Origin of the sequence: Serratia proteamaculans, from assembly GCF_004684015.1 — a bacterium.
GTDB lineage: Bacteria > Pseudomonadota > Gammaproteobacteria > Enterobacterales > Enterobacteriaceae > Serratia > Serratia proteamaculans_F.
In genome coordinates this window covers 19,618-39,358 of the sequence record NZ_SRIA01000024.1, presented here as the reverse complement: position 1 = coordinate 39,358, position 19,741 = coordinate 19,618, and the positions used below count along the sequence as shown (strand labels likewise).

Here is a 19,741-nt window from a genome sequence, read left to right as displayed (position 1 = left end):
CAGTAGACGTACAGTTTAATTTACGAGGCTGGTTGGCTTTGCTGCCACTGTGACGCAGATCAATATCTGTCTGAAACTCGCTAAAAAAATTAAATTTGTTAGCTTATGCCGCCATAGAGGGCTGCTCGCCGTTCTGGCTGAATGTGGGGCCATACCGGGACGCTGTGACGAGTTAATACGTTAACGAAGATAATGAGAAAAATAGAAAACTTTCACCTGTTGGTGATGCTTACCCTGTTAGTGGCCGTCGGTCAGATGGCACAAACCATTTATGTTCCCGTGATTGCTGATATTGCCAAGGATCTGTCGGTGCGCTCCGGTGCCGTGCAGCGCGTGATGGCGGCCTATCTGATGACCTATGGCTTCTCGCAGTTGATTTACGGCCCGCTGTCGGACCGTATTGGCCGTCGGCCGGTGATCCTGGCCGGGATGATGATCTTCATGATGGGTGCGCTGGGCGCGCTGTTGTCCACGAACCTGACGATGCTGGTTGCCGCCAGCGCCATTCAGGGGATGGGGACCGGTGTGGCGGGGGTGATGGCGCGAACCATGCCGCGTGATCTCTATGCGGGGACTTCGCTGCGCTATGCCAACAGCCTGCTCAACATGGGCATTCTGGTCAGCCCGTTGCTGGCGCCGATTATCGGCGGGGCATTGGCGATGGTATTCGGCTGGCGCGCCTGTTATGCCTTCTTGTTGGTATTGTGCGCCGGTGTGGCCTTCGCCATGTTCCGCTGGCTGCCGGAAACCCGACCGCAGCAGACTGAAAAACGGCGTATGTTGGCGAGCTTCCGCAAGCTGCTGGCGGACAGTACTTTTAGCTGTTATCTGGTGATGCTGATCGGTGCTCTGGCGGGGATCGCGGTCTTTGAAGCCAGCTGCGGCGTGCTGATGGGCGGCGTGTTGGGCCTTAGCGGGCTGACCGTCAGTATCCTGTTTATTCTGCCCATCCCGGCGGCGTTCTTTGGGGCCTGGTATGCCGGTCGTGACGGCAAAAGCTTCCACAGTCTGGTGTGGCATTCGGTGATCAGTTGCCTGCTTGCCGGTCTGATGATGTGGATCCCGGGGTGGTTTGGCGTGATGAATATCTGGACGCTGATTGTGCCGGCGGCACTGTTCTTCTTCGGTGCCGGGATGCTATTCCCGCTGGCCACTACCGGGGCGATGGAGCCGTTTCCTTATCTGGCCGGTGCGGCGGGCGCGTTGGTCGGCGGCATGCAGAATATGGGCTCTGGCCTGGCGACATGGCTTTCCGCCATGCTGCCGCAGACCGGGCAGTTCAGCCTCGGCCTGCTGATGTTTGCCATGGCATTACTGATTTTGCTGTGCTGGTGGCCGTTGTCGCACCGGATGCAGCATCAGGGACATACCGTATAAATAATCAGGGCGCCGAAGGCGCCCTGATTATTTACAGCAGGAACTCGTGCAGCGCCGGGTCTTTACGATCCAGATAGTGGGTCGAACGGATACGGCGGATAGTGCGTGATTTGCCGCGGATCAGCAGGGTTTCCGTGGTCGCCATATTGCCTTGACGGCTAATGCCTTCCAACAAATCGCCCTTGGTGATGCCGGTAGCGGAGAAAATCACGTTGTCGTTGCGCGCCATATCATCCAGCAGCAACACCTTGCCGGCTTCAATTCCCATCTCTTTGCAGCGCGCCAGTTCTTCCTCGCCGATGCGACGATTCTCGGCGCTGTCGCCTTTGACCTGGTGACGCGGCAGCAGACGTGCCTGCATATCACCGTCCAGTGCGCGGATCACCGCAGCGGAAATGACCCCTTCAGGCGCGCCACCGATGCCGTACATCACGTCGACTTCACTGTCGGGCATGCAGGTCAGGATCGAGGCCGCCACGTCGCCGTCGGGAATAGCGAAGACTCGTACCCCGAGTTGCTGCATCTGGGCGATAACGCCGTCGTGACGCGGCTTGGCCAGAATGACCACCGTCAATTGGCTCAGCGGCTTGCCCAGGCAGACCGCGACCTTGTTCAGGTTCTCAGCCAGCGGCAGGTTAAGGTCGATAGCGCCGCGTGCTGCCGGGCCCACCACCAGTTTTTCCATATACATGTCAGGGGCGTGCAGGAAGGTGCCGCGATCGCCCACCGCCAGTACTGCCAACGCATTGGGCTGGCCCATGGCGGTCATGCGGGTGCCTTCGATCGGGTCGACGGCGATATCCACCGCGTCGCCCTGGCCGCTGCCGACCTGCTCGCCGATATACAACATTGGCGCTTCATCAATTTCGCCTTCGCCGATCACGATGCGGCCATCGATATCCACTTTATTGAGCATTATGCGCATTGCGTTGACCGCAGCACCATCGGCGGCGTTCTTATCGCCGCGTCCCAACCATTTGTAGCCCGCCAGCGCGGCGGCTTCGGTAACACGGGAAAATTCGATGGCTAATTCACGTTTCATGGCAAAACCTGTCTGTGAGAAAGGGAGAAAATATCGACAAAGTTTATCACAGCGGGCGAGGGTGGGGCGGGGCAAAAAAAACGCGCCACCCGGAGGCAGCGCGTAATGGGGTTAACCTGACCAGACAGCGTTAGTCGTGCTCTTCCCATGCTTGCGCGCGGGCAACCGCTTTTTTCCAGCCGCTGTAACGGAAGTTACGTTCGGTGGTTTCAATGCTTGGACGGAACTCACGCTCGATGACCGCCTTGCTCTTCACTTCATCCAGATCATTCCAGTAGCCGATCGCCAGGCCTGCGAGGAAGGCTGCACCGAGTGCAGTCGACTCACGCACTTCAGGACGCTCTACACGGGTCCCGAGGATGTCAGACTGGAACTGCATCAGGAAGTTGTTGGCGACCGCACCACCGTCCACACGCAGCGATTGCAGGCGGGTATTGGAGTCAGCCTGCATGGCATCCAGCACGTCGCGCGTCTGGTAGGCAATGGATTCCAGCGTGGCGCGGATGATGTGGTTGCTGTTCGCGCCACGGGTCAGACCGAAGATCGCGCCACGGGCATACGGGTCCCAGTAAGGCGCGCCCAGACCGGTGAAGGCAGGCACTACATACACGCCGTTGCTGTCTTTCACCTTGGTGGCGAAGTATTCGGAGTCGGCCGCATCGCTGATCAGTTTCAGCTCATCGCGCAACCACTGAATAGAAGCGCCGCCGATGAAGACTGCCCCTTCCAGCGCGTAGTTCACTTCGCCGCGTGGGCCGCAGGCGATAGTGGTCAGCAGGCCGTGGCTGGAACGTACCGCTTCTTTGCCGGTGTTCATCAGCAGGAAGCAGCCGGTGCCGTAGGTGTTTTTCGCCATGCCCGGTTGAACGCACAATTGGCCGTACAGCGCCGCCTGCTGATCACCGGCGATACCGGCGATAGGAATACGCGTACCGCCTTTACCCCCGATGTTGGTCTGGCCGTACACTTCCGATGATGGGCGGACTTTCGGCAGCATGGCGCGCGGGATATCCAGCGCTTCCAGCATGCGTTCATCCCAGTCCAGCTCATGGATATTGAACATCATGGTGCGCGAGGCGTTGGTGTAATCGGTCACATGCACCCGCCCCTGGGTCATTTTCCACACCAGCCAGGTATCGACGGTACCGAACAACAGCTCGCCACGCTTGGCGCGCTCACGGGCCCCTTCCACGTTATCGAGTATCCATTTTACCTTGGTGCCGGAGAAGTACGGGTCAACCACCAGGCCGGTGTTGTGACGGATGTACTCTTCCATGCCATCGCGCTTGAGTTTTTCACAGATATCGGCGGTACGGCGGCATTGCCAGACGATGGCGTTATAGATCGGTTTGCCGGTCTCTTTTTCCCAGACGATGGTGGTTTCGCGCTGGTTGGTGATGCCGATACCGGCGATTTGATCGGAGTTGATGTCGGCTTTCGCCAGCACTTCCACCAGCGTGGAGCTCTGTGATGACCAAATCTCCATCGGATCATGCTCAACCCAGCCGGCTTTCGGGTAAATCTGCGTGAATTCACGCTGCGACACCGCAACAATATTGGCATCGTGGTCGAGCACTACGGCACGTGAACTGGTAGTTCCCTGGTCGAGCGCGACAATGTATTTTTTTTCTACAGTCATGATTTTAGTCCTGCTGTTGTTAACCGTTTTAAAACTGTGCCAATCACGCTTTACGCTGCTGAGCCTTGGCGGCGGGTTTTTCTTCTTCTACGCAAACGTCACACGGCAGATTGCGGCCAATGAGCATGCGGTAGCCGAAGGCACCCAGGCAGGCACCGATGATTGGGCCAAAGATTGGCACCAGGAAGTACGGGATATCACGTGCACCGGTGAAGGCCACTTTGCCCCAACCGGCCAGATAAGCGAACATTTTCGGACCGAAGTCACGGGCCGGGTTCAGTGCAAAGCCGGTCAATGGTCCCATAGAGGCGCCGATCACGGCAATCAGAATACCGATTAACAGCGGTGCCAGCGGGCCACGAGGGATGCCGTTGCCGTCGTCGGTCAGCGCCAGGATCAGGCACATCAGGATCGCGGTAATCACCGTTTCAACCAGGAAAGCCTGGCCAACGGAGATGTGTGCATTAGGGTAGGTGGAGAAGATGCCGGCCAGGGCCAGGCTTTCGTCGCTGCCCCGCACCATATGGTTGGCCGCTTCAAAATCGAAGAACAGGTTGTAATACAACCCGTAGACCAGGGCTGCTGCGCAGAAGGCTCCGGCAATCTGTGCAACGATGTAAGGCAGTACTTTGCGTCCGTCAAAGCAGGCGAACAGCCACAGTGCGATGGTGACTGCCGGGTTGAGATGCGCGCCGGAAATGGCAGCGGTCAGATAGATGGCCATGGCAACGCCCAGGCCCCAAATGATACTGATTTCCCATTGGCCGAAGCTGGCGCCAGCCAGTTTCAACGCGGCAACGCAGCCTACGCCAAAAAATATCAACAGGCCGGTGCCGAGAAACTCAGCGATACATTGGCCTTTTAGGGTCGGACTGGTGGTTTGGCTCATAATGTTGTTGTCCTGCAAAACGGCGGTTATGGGTTTATAGGCTCGGGATGTGTATCGATCTGGCCTATGGGTACAGTTTTTTTCATCTCGTCCAATTATTAATTGAGGACGTGATGTAAATTTATCGTTAACGAACATAAACGAGAAATAGCGAAATCAAAATGTGTGTGCTTCGTCATAAAATTGAGCGAATTCGCGTCGTTTTGTGTTCTTTCTACGCCATAAAACTGTGATCTGACCAGTGATTTGGCCACCGTTCGTTAACAAATCAATTTACGCACCGTGGGTCTTTTCAGTTTTTGCTGATGGTCGCGGCAGGAAAATTGCAACAGACTGCGCGTTGAGCCGGATGTTGCTAGACAGTCGGGGACAGGCTACTTACAATCGTTTTTATCGAAAGAAGCGTTTTATCGAGACAGGCGCGTTATTTTCAATAAAAGCGTGTGTCACTTGGCGCGATGCATATTCGCAGCAGTTGCAACCAAAGTTGCGGCCGTTACCTATAGATGTACGCCTTGCTATCATGAGGGGACTGAAGAATGTCATTTGAAGTATTTGAGAAATTGGAATCAAAAGTTCAGCAGGCGATCGATACCATCACCCTGCTGCAGATGGAAATTGAAGAGCTGAAAGACAAAAACAACACTCTTTCACAGGAAGTTCAGGCTGCCTCTGGCAACCACGAATCGTTGGTTCGCGAGAACCAGCAACTGAAAGAAGAGCAGCACGTATGGCAAGACCGTCTGCGTGCGCTGTTGGGCAAAATGGAAGAAGTCTGATTCCGTATTGCACGATCGAAAAGGGCGCCTTGGGCGCCCTTTTTCATATCTGAAGATTACTCGATATCGAGTGGATCCTCGGACAGGATAATACCGGTATTGTCGGCATACAGATGATCGCCGGAGAAGAAGGTCACACCGCCGAAGTTAACGCGGATGTCGCTTTCGCCAATGCTTTCACTGGCGGCGCCGACCGGAATGGCTGCCATCGCCTGAATACCAATGTCCATCTCTTCCAGATCGTCTACCTGGCGAACTGCGCCGTAAACCACGATGCCTTCCCACTCGTTCTGGGTGGCCAGACGGGCCAGTTCTGCGTTGATCAGGGCACGGCGTACCGAGCCGCCGCCGTCAATCACCAGAACACGACCACGGCCGTTCTCTTCAAGCAGCTCGAATAACAGACCGTTATCCTCAAAGCATTTCACCGTAGTGATTTGCCCGCCAAATGAAGTACGCCCGCCAAAATTGGAGAATAGAGGCTCAACTACGTTCACCTCTTCGTGATAGATGTCGCAAAGTTCGGAAGTATCGTATTTCATAGGATTTTACGTCTGTTTGCCGCTGGAATAACCAGTATATCCCTTTATTCGCCCTGTTGGCAAAATCATCAGTTCGATGGCTAACTGAGCACCACGCCGATAGCGAACAATATATTGGCCAGTAACGCCGCCTTGACCATATGCTCAAGCATCGGTCGCATGCCGGCTGGCGTAGGGTCACGCAACACGCGCAAGCCATGGCGTACCAGCAATGGGATAGCCAATACGAACAGCCAGCCCCACAGGCCATGCAGGTTGAGCAGCGTGAACAGCGTAAAGCAAGCCACCGCGCCGATCAGCAGCAACAGGTGGTAATAACGCGCCTTCTGCGGCCCGAGCCGGACTGCCAGGGTATTCTTGCCGTTGGCACGATCGCTTTCGATATCGCGCAGATTATTGATATTGAGCACGGCCGCTGCCAGCAGGCCACAGGCGGTGGCTGGTAGCATCACTATGCTGTCAAAGGTGTGGGTTTGCAGGTAGAAGGTCCCCGCCACGCTCAGCCAGCCGAAGAACACCAGCACCGAGATATCGCCCAGCCCCAGATAGCCGTAAGGTTTGTTGCCGACGGTATAGGTAATGGCGGCAACGATAGAAAGCCCACCCAAGACCAGGAAACCCACCACATCGCTGGGTTGTTCACAGGCTACGGCGATCAGCGAACTGCCGGCGATGGCGATCAATACCACCGTCACCACCAACGCCCGTTTCATCTGCGCCTGGGTGATCATGCCTTTTTGCATGCCACGTAGCGGCCCGATGCGGTCTTCTTTGTCGCTGCCTTTTACCGCATCGCCATAGTCGTTCGCCAGGTTGGAGAGAATTTGCAGCAGGCCGGCCGTCAGCAGCGCCAACAGCGCCACGCCGGGTTTCAGGTTACCTTGCCAGGCGGCAATGGCAGAACCGACGACGATCGAGGCAAAGGCCAGCGGCAGGGTGCGCGGTCGTAAACTTTCAAGCCAGGCTCTGGCCGGGGAGATGGTAGTTGATGAGCTCATTTTTCGCTTCAGAGTTAGTGGCTGTGTCCGTTAGAAATAATTGTGGGAGGCAAAATGCCTCCCACAGATGACTGACTGGACATGATTGAGCGATTATAGGATAAAACGACTCAAATCTTCATCCGCTACCAGTTCATCCAGATGATTACGTACGTAATCCGCATCAATTGTAATGGATTGACCGTTAATTTCACTCGCATCATAGGAAATATCTTCCATCAGACGCTCAAGCACGGTGTGTAAACGACGTGCGCCGATGTTTTCGGTGCTTTCGTTAACCTGCCATGCGGCTTCGGCGATGCGACGGATGCCTTCGGCGGTAAACTCGATATTGACGCCTTCGGTGCCCATCAGCGCTTTGTACTGCTCGGTCAGCGAAGCGCTTGGCTCGGTCAGAATACGCTCGAAGTCTTCGGTGGTCAGCGCCTGTAACTCAACGCGGATCGGCAGGCGGCCCTGCAGTTCCGGGATCAGGTCTGAAGGGCTGGCGGTCTGGAATGCGCCGGAAGCGATAAACAGAATGTGATCGGTCTTCACCATGCCGTGCTTGGTGGAAACGGTACAACCTTCCACCAGCGGCAGCAGGTCACGCTGTACGCCTTCGCGAGACACGTCAGGGCCGGAGCTTTGGCCGCCACGCTTACAGATTTTGTCGATCTCGTCGATAAACACGATGCCGTGCTGCTCAACCGCTTCGATCGCCTGTTCTTTCAGCTCTTCCGGGTTCACCAGCTTGGCCGCTTCTTCTTCCACCAGCAGTTTGAAGGCTTCTTTGATCTTCAGCTTGCGTGGTTTCTGCTTCTGGCCGCCGAGGTTCTGGAACATCGACTGCAGCTGGTTGGTCATCTCTTCCATGCCTGGAGGCGCCATGATTTCTACGCCCATTGGCGCAGCAGCCAGATCGATCTCAATTTCCTTGTCGTCCAACTGGCCTTCACGCAGTTTCTTGCGGAATGCCTGGCGTGCCGCGGACGGCTCCTGATGCTCTTCCGCCTGGCCCCAGTTGTTCTTGGCCGGTGGGATCAATGCATCAAGGATGCGCTCTTCCGCCAGCTCTTCGGCACGGGTACGGTTCTTGTCAATTGACTGCAGACGCACCATTTTGATCGCAGCATCGGTCAGGTCGCGGATAATAGAATCCACTTCTTTCCCGACGTAGCCGACTTCGGTGAACTTGGTGGCTTCAACCTTGATGAACGGCGCATTGGCCAGTTTCGCCAGACGGCGGGCGATTTCGGTTTTACCGACGCCGGTCGGGCCGATCATCAGAATGTTTTTTGGTGTGACTTCATGGCGCAGCATCTCGTTGAGCTGCATCCGGCGCCAGCGGTTACGCAGGGCGATGGCAACGGCACGTTTGGCTTTGTTCTGGCCAATGATGTAGCTGTCCAGTTCGCTGACGATCTCGCGCGGGGTCATTTCAGACATAGTATTCGATCCTTACGCTTTGGAAGGCAATTCTTCAATGGTGTGGAAATGGTTGGTGTAAATACAGATGTCACCGGCGATGTTGAGGGACTTATCAACAATTTCGCGGGCGCTCAGTTCGGTATTTTCCAACATCGCGCGGGCGGCTGCCTGGGCGTACGGACCGCCGGAGCCAATCGCAATCAAATCATTTTCAGGCTGGATCACGTCACCGTTGCCGGTGATGATCAGCGAGGAATTCTCATCCGCTACTGCCAGCAGCGCTTCGAGCTTGCGCAGCATGCGGTCGGTACGCCAGTCTTTCGCTAATTCAACGGCTGCTTTCACCAGGTGACCCTGGTGCATTTCCAGCTTGCGCTCGAACAGCTCAAACAGCGTGAAGGCATCCGCAGTGCCACCGGCAAAACCGGCAATCACTTTGTCGTTATACAGGCGACGCACTTTCTTGACGTTGCCCTTCATTACCGTATTGCCCAAGGTAGCCTGGCCATCGCCACCGATCACTACCTGGCCGTTACGGCGTACGCTTACAATTGTTGTCACGAGCAGACCCTCGTTGAAGACGGAAAGAAGCCCTCGCAGTATCTGCTTGCGCAGACACTACGAGGCATATTGAGAGTATAGATGGGGGGGGATTGAAGCTTTTCAACCCCCAACGGAGAGGGGAATGCAACTTGACATGCCTACGCCTTTCAGGCGCGACAGGGTTTTGTCCGCAGCAGCCCGGCTGCTGTAAGGGCCTAGCACCACACGATTCCAGCCGCCGCCGGCGGTGATACGGCTTTCAATACCTTCAAATGCCAGGCGCGCGCGCACGGATTCTGCCTGATCGGTTGCGCGGAATGAGCCACACTGCACCATCCACTTTTGCTTCGACTCAGGTTTGGTTTCCTGCTTGGCCGTTTCCTGTGTCACTTCCGGTTTCGGCTGCGGTTTCGGCTCTGGATGCTTAACCTGCACCGGCGGCTGGGTTACCGGCTGCGGCTTGGGTTGTGGCTTCGGCTGCTGTACCGGGGTTGTCGTCGCGCCGTTGTTAAACGGGTTACGCGGTTGAGTCACCGGCGGTTGCTGCACCTGTTGCTGCTGAATCTGCTGTTGTTGCACCTGCTGCTGCTGACGACTACGTGCGGCGGCCTGTGAAGGGTCGTTATACGGCACTTCATTGAGCTGTGTCGGACGTTGTTGCATATCCGCCTGCATCTGATCCAGCAGTTGGCGCTGTTCCGCCGTGAGCTGAGTCTTGGAGTTGGCTTCACCGCCTGCCGTAGGTTCGGTCGGGGTTTGCACACCAATCTGACGGTTTTCCAGCTCTTTGATGTAGCGCCAACGCTCTTCCGGTTTCGGCGGCAAGCCGTTACCTGGGCGAGCGCTGTGCACAGGCAGCAGCGGCGAGTCATCCGGCTTGTTGTGCGTAATGAAATAGAGGCCACCGATAAAGACAACCAGAAGTGCGACGGCCAGCGCCAACACGGTTTTGGATACCTTCGGAGAACTGCGTTTTTTACGGCTGGGGGTTTTACGCTTAGCTCCTGCTGCGCGCCCACGGCTTACATAGTCTTTTTGTGCCACTATTATTCCGCTGTGTCCTGATGAGGGGATAAGTCCGTCATGTTACTGAACCCTAAAATATTTGACTAGCGTTTCGGGGCAGCGGTGCTGCCTCTGATAATCAATTCACTGTCCAATAGCCGGGAGCCGCTTGCCACGGTCTGCCCGTGTAGTTGCTCCAACAGCAATAACATTGCCTGCTGGCCAATTTGGTAGCGCGGTTGAGCCACCGTGGTTAATGGCGGATCGCAATACTGCGCCAGTTTAATATCGTCAAAACCGATGATAGAAAGGTCCTGCGGGACTCGCAGCCCCATCTTTTTCGCCTGTGACAGCACGCCGATCGCCATTACGTCACTGTGGCAGAACACTGCCGTCGGTGGTTTTGGCTGTGCCATCAACGTTGCCAGCGCCTGAGCGCCAGCTTCGTAGGTGAAATCACCCCGGGTAATATAGCTGCTTTCGACGTTAATGCCATTACGACGTAGCGCCTGAATGTAACCTTGCAGGCGATAATGGCTGAGCGGCATCTGCTCCGGCCCGGCGACACAGGCGATTTGCTGGTGGCCGAGCTGATGCAAATAATGTACGGCTTCGAAGGCGGCAGTCAGGTTATCGATGTGCACCGTCGGCAGTTCCAGCTCCGGAGCAAACTCGTTGGCCATTACCATCGGCGGCAGGTTGCGCTGCTCTTCCTTACTGGCATCGAACGGCAGGTTGGAGCCGAGCAGCAGCATGCCATCAATTTGTTTGGTGATGATCAGATTGACGAAGGTGCGTTCCTGCTGGTTTTGCTGAGCGCAGTCACCAATCAGCACCAGGTAGCCCTGTTGTGCGGCGGTTTGCTCGATCCCCTGGATCACATCGGCGAAAAACGGATCGCAAATGTCGGGGACGATCACCAGGATAGTCCGGGATTCGTTACGCTTGATATTGCGTGAGAGGGCATGAGGAGAATAGCCCACGGCCAGTACGGCCTGTTCCACTTTCTGACGCGTCGGCGTTGACACCTTTTCCGGGTTCATCAGCGCACGCGACACGGTTGCCGTTGAAACGCCCGCCATTTCGGCAACGTCTTTCATGGTTGCCATGGATAATTCTTTCTTGTGTTCCAACGCCTTTCTCCTTGCGTTAGCCCCATGCCAACGCGACGACTTCAGTTTGCTCACAAATTCTGGCGTGCGGTGGTGTTGTTATCATTTAGCGCCATCCGCGCTCAAACATTCCGTCACTGTCCTGCAAGAGGTGACAAAATTGCCTTCGCAGTTATTCTAAACAGAATACGTCCTGCCTTTGTTACCTAATTTGCATAAAAAGTGTGACCTGGGAAGGTTTTTTAGCGTTCGCTCGCAATTTCAAGGGTAAACGTTTGCATTGGATCAACTGAATCAGACTTTTCTGGGTTCAGCTGTCTATCGGATCGATATCCAGCGTCCATTTCACCTTACGTGCCTGTGGCAGGGTGCCGACCAGCGGCAGGGAGCTCTTCATTAACTGTTGCAGTACCCGCCGGGAAGGGTGTTGCAGCAGCAGTTGCCAGCGAAAGCGACCGCCGCGTTTCGACTGCAGCGCCGGGACTGGCCCCATCACCCATAGCGAGTCGTCTTTCAGCGGGCTGGCTTCCAGCAGATTGCGCAGTTGCTGCAGGAATTGGGGGGCCTGCTGGTTATCGTGATCTTCCGAACGCACGATGATATGGCTGGTATAGGGCGGCAGGAACACGCTGTTGCGTTCCGCCAACGTCTGTTTGGCAAAGGCGTCGTAACCCTGTTGCAGCAGAATTTGCAGCAGTGGGTGTTCCGGATGGTGGGTCTGCAACAACACCTCACCAGGCTTGCCGGCACGGCCGGCGCGACCGGAGACCTGAGTATACAGCTGGGCAAAGCGCTCGGCGGAACGGAAATCGGCCGAGAACAGAGCGCCGTCGACATCCAGCAGCGCTACCAACGTCACATCCGGAAAATGGTGGCCCTTGGCCAGCATCTGGGTGCCGATCAAAATGCGTGAGCCGCCGCGGTGAATATCCGCCAGATGCTGTTCCAGCGAGCCTTTGCGGCTGGTGGTGTCGCGATCGATACGGGTGATCGGTGTTTCCGGGAACAGCGGCGCCAGTTCGTGCTCCAACTGTTCGGTGCCGACGCCGACCGACACCAGATGAGTCGAGCCGCACTGTGGGCACTGGTGGGGCACCGGACGCTGGCTGTCACAGTGGTGGCAGCGCAGTTGACGATGATTCTGGTGGAAGGTGTAGTAATGATCGCAACGCTGACATTCGGCGATCCAGCCGCATTCGTGGCACAACAGCGCCGGTGCGTAGCCGCGCCGGTTAAGAAACAGCATCACCTGATTACCGGCCTTCAAATGATGCTGCATGCTTTTCAGCAACGGCTGCGACAGGCCGACTTTCAGCGGCAGGCCTTTCAGGTCGATCAGGTGCTGGGTCGCCGGTTTGGCGTTGCCCGCGCGCTGAGTGAGTTTGAGCTGGCGATATTTACCCAGTTGCACATTGTGCAGCGTTTCCAGTGCCGGCGTGGCGGTGCCCATGACCATCGGGATGTTTTCCTCGCGGGCACGGAATACCGCCAGATCGCGGGCGTGGTAGCGCCAGCCTTCCTGCTGTTTATAAGAGCTGTCGTGTTCTTCGTCGATGATGATCACGCCCAGGCGTGAAAACGGCGTAAACAGCGCCGAGCGGGTACCGATAACAATTGCTGCCTCGCCGCTGCGGGCACGTAGCCAGACTGCCAGTCGTTCACTGTCGTTAAGGCCGGAGTGCAGCACCTCCACCGGGGCGTTGAAACGTTCGCGAAAACGGGCAATAGTCTGCGGTGTCAGGCCGATTTCCGGCACTAGTACCAACGCCTGTTTGCCCTTCGCCAGAATGTTTTCCAGCACGCTGAGATAGACCTCGGTCTTGCCGGAACCCGTGACCCCGGCCAGCAGCCAGGTGGCGAACTGCTCATCTTCGCTGCGAATGGCACCCACGGCGGTCGCCTGTTCGGTGTTCAACCGCAGCCGTTCACCCAGCACTTCAAAACCGGGCCGCCAGTCCTGAGTTGCCACCGTCTGTGCCCGTAAATCGATCAGCCCCTTGGTACGTAATGCCTGCAAGGCGCTCTCGGTTAATTCCAGTTCACTGACCTGATGGCGATAGACTGGACGTTGCAGCAATGCGGCCAGCGCTTGCTGCTGCTTGGGCGCACGTTTCAGGCTTTCCGGCAGTGTAGCGCGGCCCTGTTCGGTAGCGAACCACTGCCACAGCGGTGCCGTTTCAGCCGGTTTTCCCTGACGCAGCAGGATAGGCAATGCGTGGAACAGCACTTCACCGATCGGGTAATGGTAGTAGTCGCTGGCCCAACGCAGAATGCGCCACAGGCTGGGGGAGAACAGCGAGGCGTCGTCGAGAACGCTGTCGATGGGTTTGAGCTTATCCAGCGGTAATTCGCTGGTTTCGCTGCAGCCGGTGACGATGCCGATCGCCCGTTGCTTGCCCCAGGGCACACCTACGCGCGCGCCGACCGCCGGCTGCAGGCCCTGCGGCAGCAGATAGTCGAAGGTGCGGGCGAGGGGGACCGGCAAAGCAACGTGAACAACAGGCATGAGGTCATCCAGAGTGAAAAAAATAGTCCATCAGTTTACACTGCGCATCGGCAAATGTACGGTTCCGATTGCGCGGCATTTTTAATTCTGTATAATTTGCCGCCTTTGGTATAATTCGATACCAAATTCTTTATCAACCACGTGTGGTGTCTGGCGAAACAGGGCTGGATAGCGACACGGCCTTAACTGAGGTTTCCCATGAAACAAGGTATCCACCCAAAATACGAAGAAGTTACTGCTAACTGCTCTTGCGGTAACGTGATCAAAATCCGCTCTACAGTGGGTCACGATCTGAACCTGGACGTTTGTGGCGAATGCCACCCGTTCTACACTGGCAAGCAGCGTGATGTTGCTACCGGTGGCCGCGTTGACCGCTTCAACAAGCGTTTCAGCGTGCCAGGCGCTAAGAAATAAGATTTCTTATCGTCAGATGAAAAAGGCGCCTTCGGCGCCTTTTTTCGTTTCTACCGTCTGCAAGCAAGTGCAGACCGGCGCTTAGTATTCCCAGGTATCGGGATCCACACCCAATTCACGCATCAGCAGTTTCGCGGCTTCCGGGATTTCATCGCTGCGTTCTTTGCGCAGGTCTTCGTCGTTCGGCAGCGGCTGGCCGGTAAAGGCGTGCAGGAATGCTTCGCACAGCAATTCGCTGTTGGTGGCATGGCGCAGGTTATTCACCTGGCGACGCGTCCGTTCATCGGTAAGGATTTTCAGGACCTTCAGCGGAATGGATACCGTGATTTTTTTTACTTGCTCGCTTTTTTTACCGTGTTCAGCGTAAGGGCTGACATACTCGCCGTTCCACTCAGCCATGGGACACCTTAAAATTGTCAGAAAAATTACAAAATTCTAAAAACCGGCCAATTATGCCCGATCTTCACTGTTCTCACTAAATAAATGTCAATTTTACGCGACCAGGGTCACTGAATGCGGACGATCAATAGGCGTCGCCTATGCATTCCGGGTTAACATCGTATCGTCATCTAAAACTGGCATAATTTTAGCGGGTATTAGGCTTTTGCTCAATCTATACGCAAAGAAGTTTAGATGTCCAGATGTATTGACGTCTATCCTCGCTGCGATTAATCTTTAGGCCTCATTCATCCCAATCCCGAGAGCCGAGAGACCCTATGACGCGTAAACCTGCCACGATTGCCGTACGTAGCGGCCTGAACGATGACGAACAGTACGGCTGCGTTGTCCCGCCGATCCACCTTTCCAGCACCTATAATTTCACCGACTTCAACCAGCCTCGTGCTCATGACTACTCGCGTCGCGGTAACCCGACGCGTGACGTAGTCCAGCGTGCGCTGGCAGAACTGGAAGGTGGCGCCGGTGCGGTGATGACCAGCAGCGGGATGTCGGCAATCCACCTGGTGACCACGGTATTCCTGCAACCCGGCGATCTGCTGGTGGCACCGCATGATTGCTATGGTGGCAGCTATCGCCTGTTCGACAGCCTGAGCAAGCGTGGCGCTTACCGCGTGCTGTTTGTCGATCAGGGGAATGAAGAAGCACTGCAGCAGGCGCTGGCGCAAAAGCCCAAGTTGGTGCTGATTGAAAGCCCAAGCAACCCGCTGCTGCGCGTGGTAGATATTGCGGCGATTTGCGAAGCTGCACACTCCGTGGGGGCGTTGACGGTGGTGGACAACACCTTCCTCAGCCCGGCGCTCCAGCAGCCGATTGGGCTGGGTGCCGATTTGGTGGTGCATTCCTGTACCAAATACCTCAATGGCCATTCCGACGTGGTGGCTGGCGCGGTGATCGCCAAAGACAAAGATCTGGCGGTGGAATTGGCATGGTGGGCCAATAATATCGGTGTGACCGGTGGCGCGTTCGACAGCTATTTATTGCTGCGCGGCATGCGCACGCTATCGCCGCGTATCAAGGCAGCGCAACAAAACGCCGATGCGATTGTCAGTTATTTACAGCAGCAACCCTTGGTGAAAAAGCTGTATCATCCTTCTCTGCCTCAGAACCCTGGGCACGAGATTGCACGTCGTCAGCAACGCGGCTTTGGCGCGATGCTCAGCTTTGAACTGGACGGTGATGAAGCGCTACTGCGCCGTTTTCTGTCTGCCCTTGAGCTGTTTACTCTGGCAGAATCCTTGGGCGGCGTAGAAAGCCTGATCTCGCATGCAGCGACCATGACCCACGCAGGTATGGCGGCAGAAGCCCGTGCGGCGGCCGGTATTTCCGAGAGCCTGCTGCGTATCTCCGTGGGTATTGAAGACAGTGAAGATTTGATTGCCGATCTGGAACGAGCCTTCCAGGCGGCGGCAACGAGGTAAGCATGAATGCAATTGCGGTAGCAGGGCCGGTGAGCGGGCGTCAACTACACAAGTTTGGCGGCAGCAGCCTGGCGGACGTGAAGTGTTATCTGCGGGTGGCCGGGATCATGGCCGAATACAGCCAACCGGGTGACATGATGGTGGTATCGGCTGCCGGCAGCACCACCAACCAACTGATTAGCTGGCTGAAGCTCAGTCAAAGCGATCGTCTTTCTGCGCATCAGGTTCAGCAGACGCTGCGTCGCTATCACAGCGAACTGATTGGCGGTCTGCTCCCACCGGAAACTGCCGAGCCGTTGATCGCCGAGTTTATTCAGGATCTGGAGCGTCTGGCGGTGTTGCTGGACGAAAAACTCGACGACGCCGTATACGCCGAGGTCGTCGGGCATGGTGAGATTTGGTCGGCGCGGCTGATGGCGGCGGTACTGAACAAGCTGGATATGCAGGCCGCCTGGCTGGATGCGCGTGACTTCCTGCGCGCGGAACGTGCCGCTCAACCCCAGGTTGACGAAGGCCGCTCTTATCCATTGCTGCAACAGTTGCTGGCTCAGCATCCGGGCAAACGCCTGGTGGTGACCGGCTTTATTTCACGCAACGACGCCGGTGAAACCGTGCTGTTGGGGCGTAACGGCAGTGACTATTCCGCTACCCAGGTAGGTGCGCTGGCCGGTGCGGAGCGTGTGACCATTTGGAGCGACGTGGCCGGGGTGTACAGCGCCGATCCGCGCAAGGTAAAAGATGCCTGCCTGCTGCCACTGTTGCGGTTGGATGAAGCCAGTGAACTGGCGCGCCTGGCGGCACCGGTGCTGCATACTCGCACCCTGCAGCCGGTATCCGGCAGTGATATCGATCTGCAACTGCGCTGTAGCTATCAGCCGGAGCAAGGCTCAACGCGTATCGAACGCGTGTTGGCTTCCGGCACCGGCGCGAAGATTGTCACCAGCCATGACGACGTCTGTTTGATTGAGCTGAACGTTGCCAGCCAGCATGACTTCAAACTGGCGCAGAAAGAGCTGGATTTGGTCCTCAAGCGCGCGCAAATCAAACCGCTGGCGATCGGCATTCATCCTGACCGTAATCTGGTTCAACTGTGCTACACCTCGGAAGTGGTGAACAGTGTGCTGCGTACCTTGCAGGATGCGGCATTACCGGGTGAACTGCGGCTGCGTGAAGGCCTGGCGCTGGTGGCGTTGGTGGGCGCAGGGGTTTGCAAGAATCCGCTGCACAGCCATCGTTTCTATCAACAGTTGAAAGACCAGCCGGTAGAATTTATCTGGCAGGCCGAAGACGGCATCAGCCTGGTCGCGGTACTGCGTCAGGGGCCGACTGCGTTGTTGATCCAGGGCCTGCACCAGACCCTGTTCCGCGCCGAAAAAAGCATTGGCCTGGTGCTGTTCGGTAAAGGCAACATCGGCGCACGTTGGCTGGAGCTGTTTGCCCGCGAGCAGAAAAACATTTCCGCCCGCAGCGGCTTTGAGTTCAGCCTCGCGGGCGTGGTGGACAGCCGCCGCAGCCTGCTCAATTACGATGGGCTGGATGCCAGCCGGGCCCTGGCGTTCTTTGAGGACGAAGCACAGGAGCTGGACGAAGAGTCCTTGTTCCTGTGGATGCGTGCGCATCCGTTCGACGATCTGGTGGTGCTTGACGTGACCGCCAGTGAGGAACTGGCCGAACAGTATCTGGATTTCGCCAGCTATGGCTTCCATGTGATCAGCGCCAACAAGCTGGCGGGCGCATCGTGCAGCGATAATTATCGCCAAATTCGTGATGCCTTCGCCAAAACCGGTCGTCACTGGCTGTATAACGCTACCGTCGGTGCCGGTTTGCCGGTCAACCATACGGTGCGTGACCTGCGCGACAGCGGCGACAGCATTCTGGCGATCAGCGGTATCTTCTCCGGTACGCTTTCCTGGCTGTTCCTGCAGTTCGACGGCACGGTGCCATTCACCGAACTGGTGGATCAGGCCTGGCAGCAGGGGCTGACCGAACCGGACCCACGGGTCGATCTGTCCGGCCAGGACGTGATGCGCAAGCTGGTGATCCTGGCGCGCGAAGCGGGCTACGATATTGAACCGAATCAGGTGCGAGTCGAATCGCTGGTGCCGGCGGGTGCTGAGCAGGGCTCTGTCGATCAGTTCTTCGAAAACGGCGATGCATTGAACCAGCAGATGCTACAACGTTTTGAAGCCGCCAGTGAAATGGGGCTGGTGCTGCGCCACGTGGCGCGTTTCGATGCCAACGGTAAGGCGCGAGTCGGCGTGGAAGCGGTACGGCCTGAACATCCGCTGGCATCGTTGCTGCCGTGCGATAACGTGTTCGCTATCGAAAGCCGCTGGTACCGTGACAACCCGTTGGTGATCCGCGGGCCGGGTGCCGGGCGTGACGTCACTGCCGGTGCGATCCAGTCAGACCTTAACCGTTTGGCGCAACTGCTTTAATTTTCTTGTGGGCGCGGATCTGCCGCGCCCTTCATTTTTCCTGCCATAATTCTTCTTATTCTGAACGTGAAGTTCTTTCTCTTAACGGGTGAGGATTAATCATCTTATTCCCCTCAGTTTCCTGTTGACTCTTTAGCCAACATACGGCATTTTCTATCTAGACGTCTAAACGTATAGACGCTTAATAAGATAAAGCAAAACAGTGATCGATAAGAGGCGGACAGGGTATGAGTTTTTTTCACGCAAACCAGCGGGAAGCGCTGAATCAGAGTCTGGCAGAGTTAAACGGCCAGATTAACGTATCATTCGAGTTCTTCCCGCCGCGCACCAGCGAGATGGAAGATACCCTGTGGCAGTCCATCGATCGTCTGAGCAGCCTGAAACCCAAATTTGTCTCTGTGACCTATGGTGCCAACTCCGGCGAGCGCGATCGTACCCACAGCATTATCAAAGGGATTAAGGAGCGTACCGGTCTGGAGGCAGCACCGCACCTGACCTGTATCGACGCCAGCCCGGCTCAATTGCGTGAGATTGCCACCGACTACTGGAACAGCGGTATCCGCCATATCGTGGCGCTGCGAGGTGACCTGCCACCGGGCGGCGGTAAGCCCGATATGTATGCCACCGATTTGGTGGCCCTGCTGAAAGACGTCGGCGATTTCGATATCTCGGTGGCGGCCTACCCGGAAGTGCATCCGGAAGCCAAAAGCCCGCAGGCGGATCTGATTAACCTGAAGCGTAAAGTCGATGCCGGTGCCAACCGCGCGATTACCCAGTTCTTCTTTGATGTGGAAAGCTACCTGCGTTTTCGTGACCGCTGTGTGGCGACCGGCATTGACGTGGAAATCGTGCCGGGTATTCTGCCGGTGTCCAACTTCAAGCAGTTACAGCGTTTTGCCACCATGACTAACGTGCGTGTGCCGAGCTGGATGACCAGCATGTTTGAAGGGCTGGACGACGATGCCGAAACCCGCAAAATGGTCGGGGCCAATATTGCGATGGATATGGTGAAAATTCTCAGCCGCGAAGGGGTGAAGGATTTCCACTTCTATACGCTGAACCGCGCCGAGATGAGTTACGCCATTTGCCATACGTTGGGCGTGCGCCCGGCGGTGATTGCCTAATTTAATTGATGAATTATGAAAAGGGCGCTGTGTAATGACAGCGCCC

General features: G+C 56.4%; 17 protein-coding genes. 6 read left to right on the top strand and 11 right to left on the bottom strand.

Annotation, left to right across the window (positions count from 1 at the left end):
• The first annotated feature begins 192 nt into the window (after positions 1-192).
• Positions 193-1,377: a multidrug efflux MFS transporter EmrD gene (gene emrD / locus E5C26_RS24090; protein ID WP_135318506.1), complete on the top strand. Its 1,185-nt coding sequence runs from the start codon at positions 193-195 to the stop codon at positions 1,375-1,377.
• 31 nt (positions 1,378-1,408) lie between these two features.
• On the opposite strand, the gene glpX is transcribed toward emrD, so the two are convergent.
• The 3 genes from glpX to E5C26_RS24075 form a co-directional block, all read right to left on the bottom strand.
• Positions 1,409-2,419 (bottom strand): class II fructose-bisphosphatase, encoded by a 1,011-nt coding sequence (glpX, locus tag E5C26_RS24085; RefSeq protein ID WP_017894418.1) that lies wholly within the window; start codon positions 2,417-2,419, stop codon positions 1,409-1,411.
• A 130-nt stretch (positions 2,420-2,549) separates the two neighbouring features.
• Positions 2,550-4,058 carry a glycerol kinase GlpK gene (glpK, locus tag E5C26_RS24080; protein ID WP_130382914.1) on the bottom strand — a complete coding sequence of 503 codons (1,509 nt, stop codon included), beginning with the start codon at positions 4,056-4,058 and terminating at the stop codon, positions 2,550-2,552.
• 43 nt (positions 4,059-4,101) lie between these two features.
• On the bottom strand, positions 4,102-4,947 hold the full coding sequence (locus tag E5C26_RS24075) for an MIP/aquaporin family protein (protein ID WP_012147471.1): 846 nt from the start codon (positions 4,945-4,947) through the stop codon (positions 4,102-4,104).
• A gap of 539 nt (positions 4,948-5,486) precedes the next feature.
• On the opposite strand from E5C26_RS24075, the gene zapB reads away from it, so the two are divergent.
• Positions 5,487-5,726, top strand: a complete 240-nt coding sequence (gene zapB / locus E5C26_RS24070; RefSeq protein ID WP_012147470.1) for a septal ring assembly protein ZapB — start codon at positions 5,487-5,489, stop codon at positions 5,724-5,726.
• Between the two features lie 56 nt (positions 5,727-5,782).
• Here the strand turns inward: zapB and rraA are convergent, their stop codons facing one another.
• The 7 genes from rraA to priA form a co-directional block, all read right to left on the bottom strand.
• The gene (rraA, locus tag E5C26_RS24065; protein ID WP_012147469.1) at positions 5,783-6,268 is read right to left on the bottom strand and encodes a ribonuclease E activity regulator RraA; all 486 of its coding nucleotides are present in this window, start codon (positions 6,266-6,268) and stop codon (positions 5,783-5,785) included.
• Positions 6,269-6,348: 80 nt separating this feature from the next.
• The gene (locus E5C26_RS24060) at positions 6,349-7,266 is read right to left on the bottom strand and encodes a 1,4-dihydroxy-2-naphthoate polyprenyltransferase (protein WP_135318505.1); all 918 of its coding nucleotides are present in this window, start codon (positions 7,264-7,266) and stop codon (positions 6,349-6,351) included.
• 93 nt (positions 7,267-7,359) lie between these two features.
• A complete protein-coding gene (hslU, locus tag E5C26_RS24055) occupies positions 7,360-8,694 on the bottom strand; it encodes an HslU--HslV peptidase ATPase subunit (RefSeq protein ID WP_135318504.1) in 1,335 nt (444 codons plus the stop codon).
• A gap of 12 nt (positions 8,695-8,706) precedes the next feature.
• On the bottom strand, positions 8,707-9,237 hold the full coding sequence (gene hslV / locus E5C26_RS24050; RefSeq protein ID WP_012147466.1) for an ATP-dependent protease subunit HslV: 531 nt from the start codon (positions 9,235-9,237) through the stop codon (positions 8,707-8,709).
• A gap of 102 nt (positions 9,238-9,339) precedes the next feature.
• The gene (gene ftsN / locus E5C26_RS24045) at positions 9,340-10,263 is read right to left on the bottom strand and encodes a cell division protein FtsN (protein ID WP_135318503.1); all 924 of its coding nucleotides are present in this window, start codon (positions 10,261-10,263) and stop codon (positions 9,340-9,342) included.
• A gap of 65 nt (positions 10,264-10,328) precedes the next feature.
• Positions 10,329-11,357, bottom strand: coding sequence for a DNA-binding transcriptional regulator CytR (cytR, locus tag E5C26_RS24040; RefSeq protein WP_135318502.1), 1,029 nt, complete (start codon positions 11,355-11,357; stop codon positions 10,329-10,331).
• A 289-nt stretch (positions 11,358-11,646) separates the two neighbouring features.
• Positions 11,647-13,842, bottom strand: a complete 2,196-nt coding sequence (priA, locus tag E5C26_RS24035) for a primosomal protein N' (RefSeq protein ID WP_135318501.1) — start codon at positions 13,840-13,842, stop codon at positions 11,647-11,649.
• A gap of 198 nt (positions 13,843-14,040) precedes the next feature.
• Between priA and rpmE the strand changes: the two genes are divergently transcribed.
• Positions 14,041-14,256, top strand: coding sequence for a 50S ribosomal protein L31 (gene rpmE / locus E5C26_RS24030; RefSeq protein WP_012147462.1), 216 nt, complete (start codon positions 14,041-14,043; stop codon positions 14,254-14,256).
• Between the two features lie 81 nt (positions 14,257-14,337).
• Here the strand turns inward: rpmE and metJ are convergent, their stop codons facing one another.
• Positions 14,338-14,655, bottom strand: coding sequence for a met regulon transcriptional regulator MetJ (metJ, locus tag E5C26_RS24025; protein WP_012147461.1), 318 nt, complete (start codon positions 14,653-14,655; stop codon positions 14,338-14,340).
• Positions 14,656-14,972: 317 nt separating this feature from the next.
• Between metJ and metB the strand changes: the two genes are divergently transcribed.
• The 3 genes from metB (at position 14,973) to metF (ending at position 19,695) form a co-directional block, all read left to right on the top strand.
• On the top strand, positions 14,973-16,133 hold the full coding sequence (gene metB / locus E5C26_RS24020) for a cystathionine gamma-synthase (RefSeq protein ID WP_135318500.1): 1,161 nt from the start codon (positions 14,973-14,975) through the stop codon (positions 16,131-16,133).
• 2 nt (positions 16,134-16,135) lie between these two features.
• Complete coding sequence (locus E5C26_RS24015) at positions 16,136-18,571, top strand: bifunctional aspartate kinase/homoserine dehydrogenase II (RefSeq protein WP_135318499.1); 2,436 nt, start codon at positions 16,136-16,138, stop codon at positions 18,569-18,571.
• Between the two features lie 227 nt (positions 18,572-18,798).
• Complete coding sequence (metF, locus tag E5C26_RS24010) at positions 18,799-19,695, top strand: methylenetetrahydrofolate reductase (protein WP_135318498.1); 897 nt, start codon at positions 18,799-18,801, stop codon at positions 19,693-19,695.
• Positions 19,696-19,741: the final 46 nt, after the last annotated feature.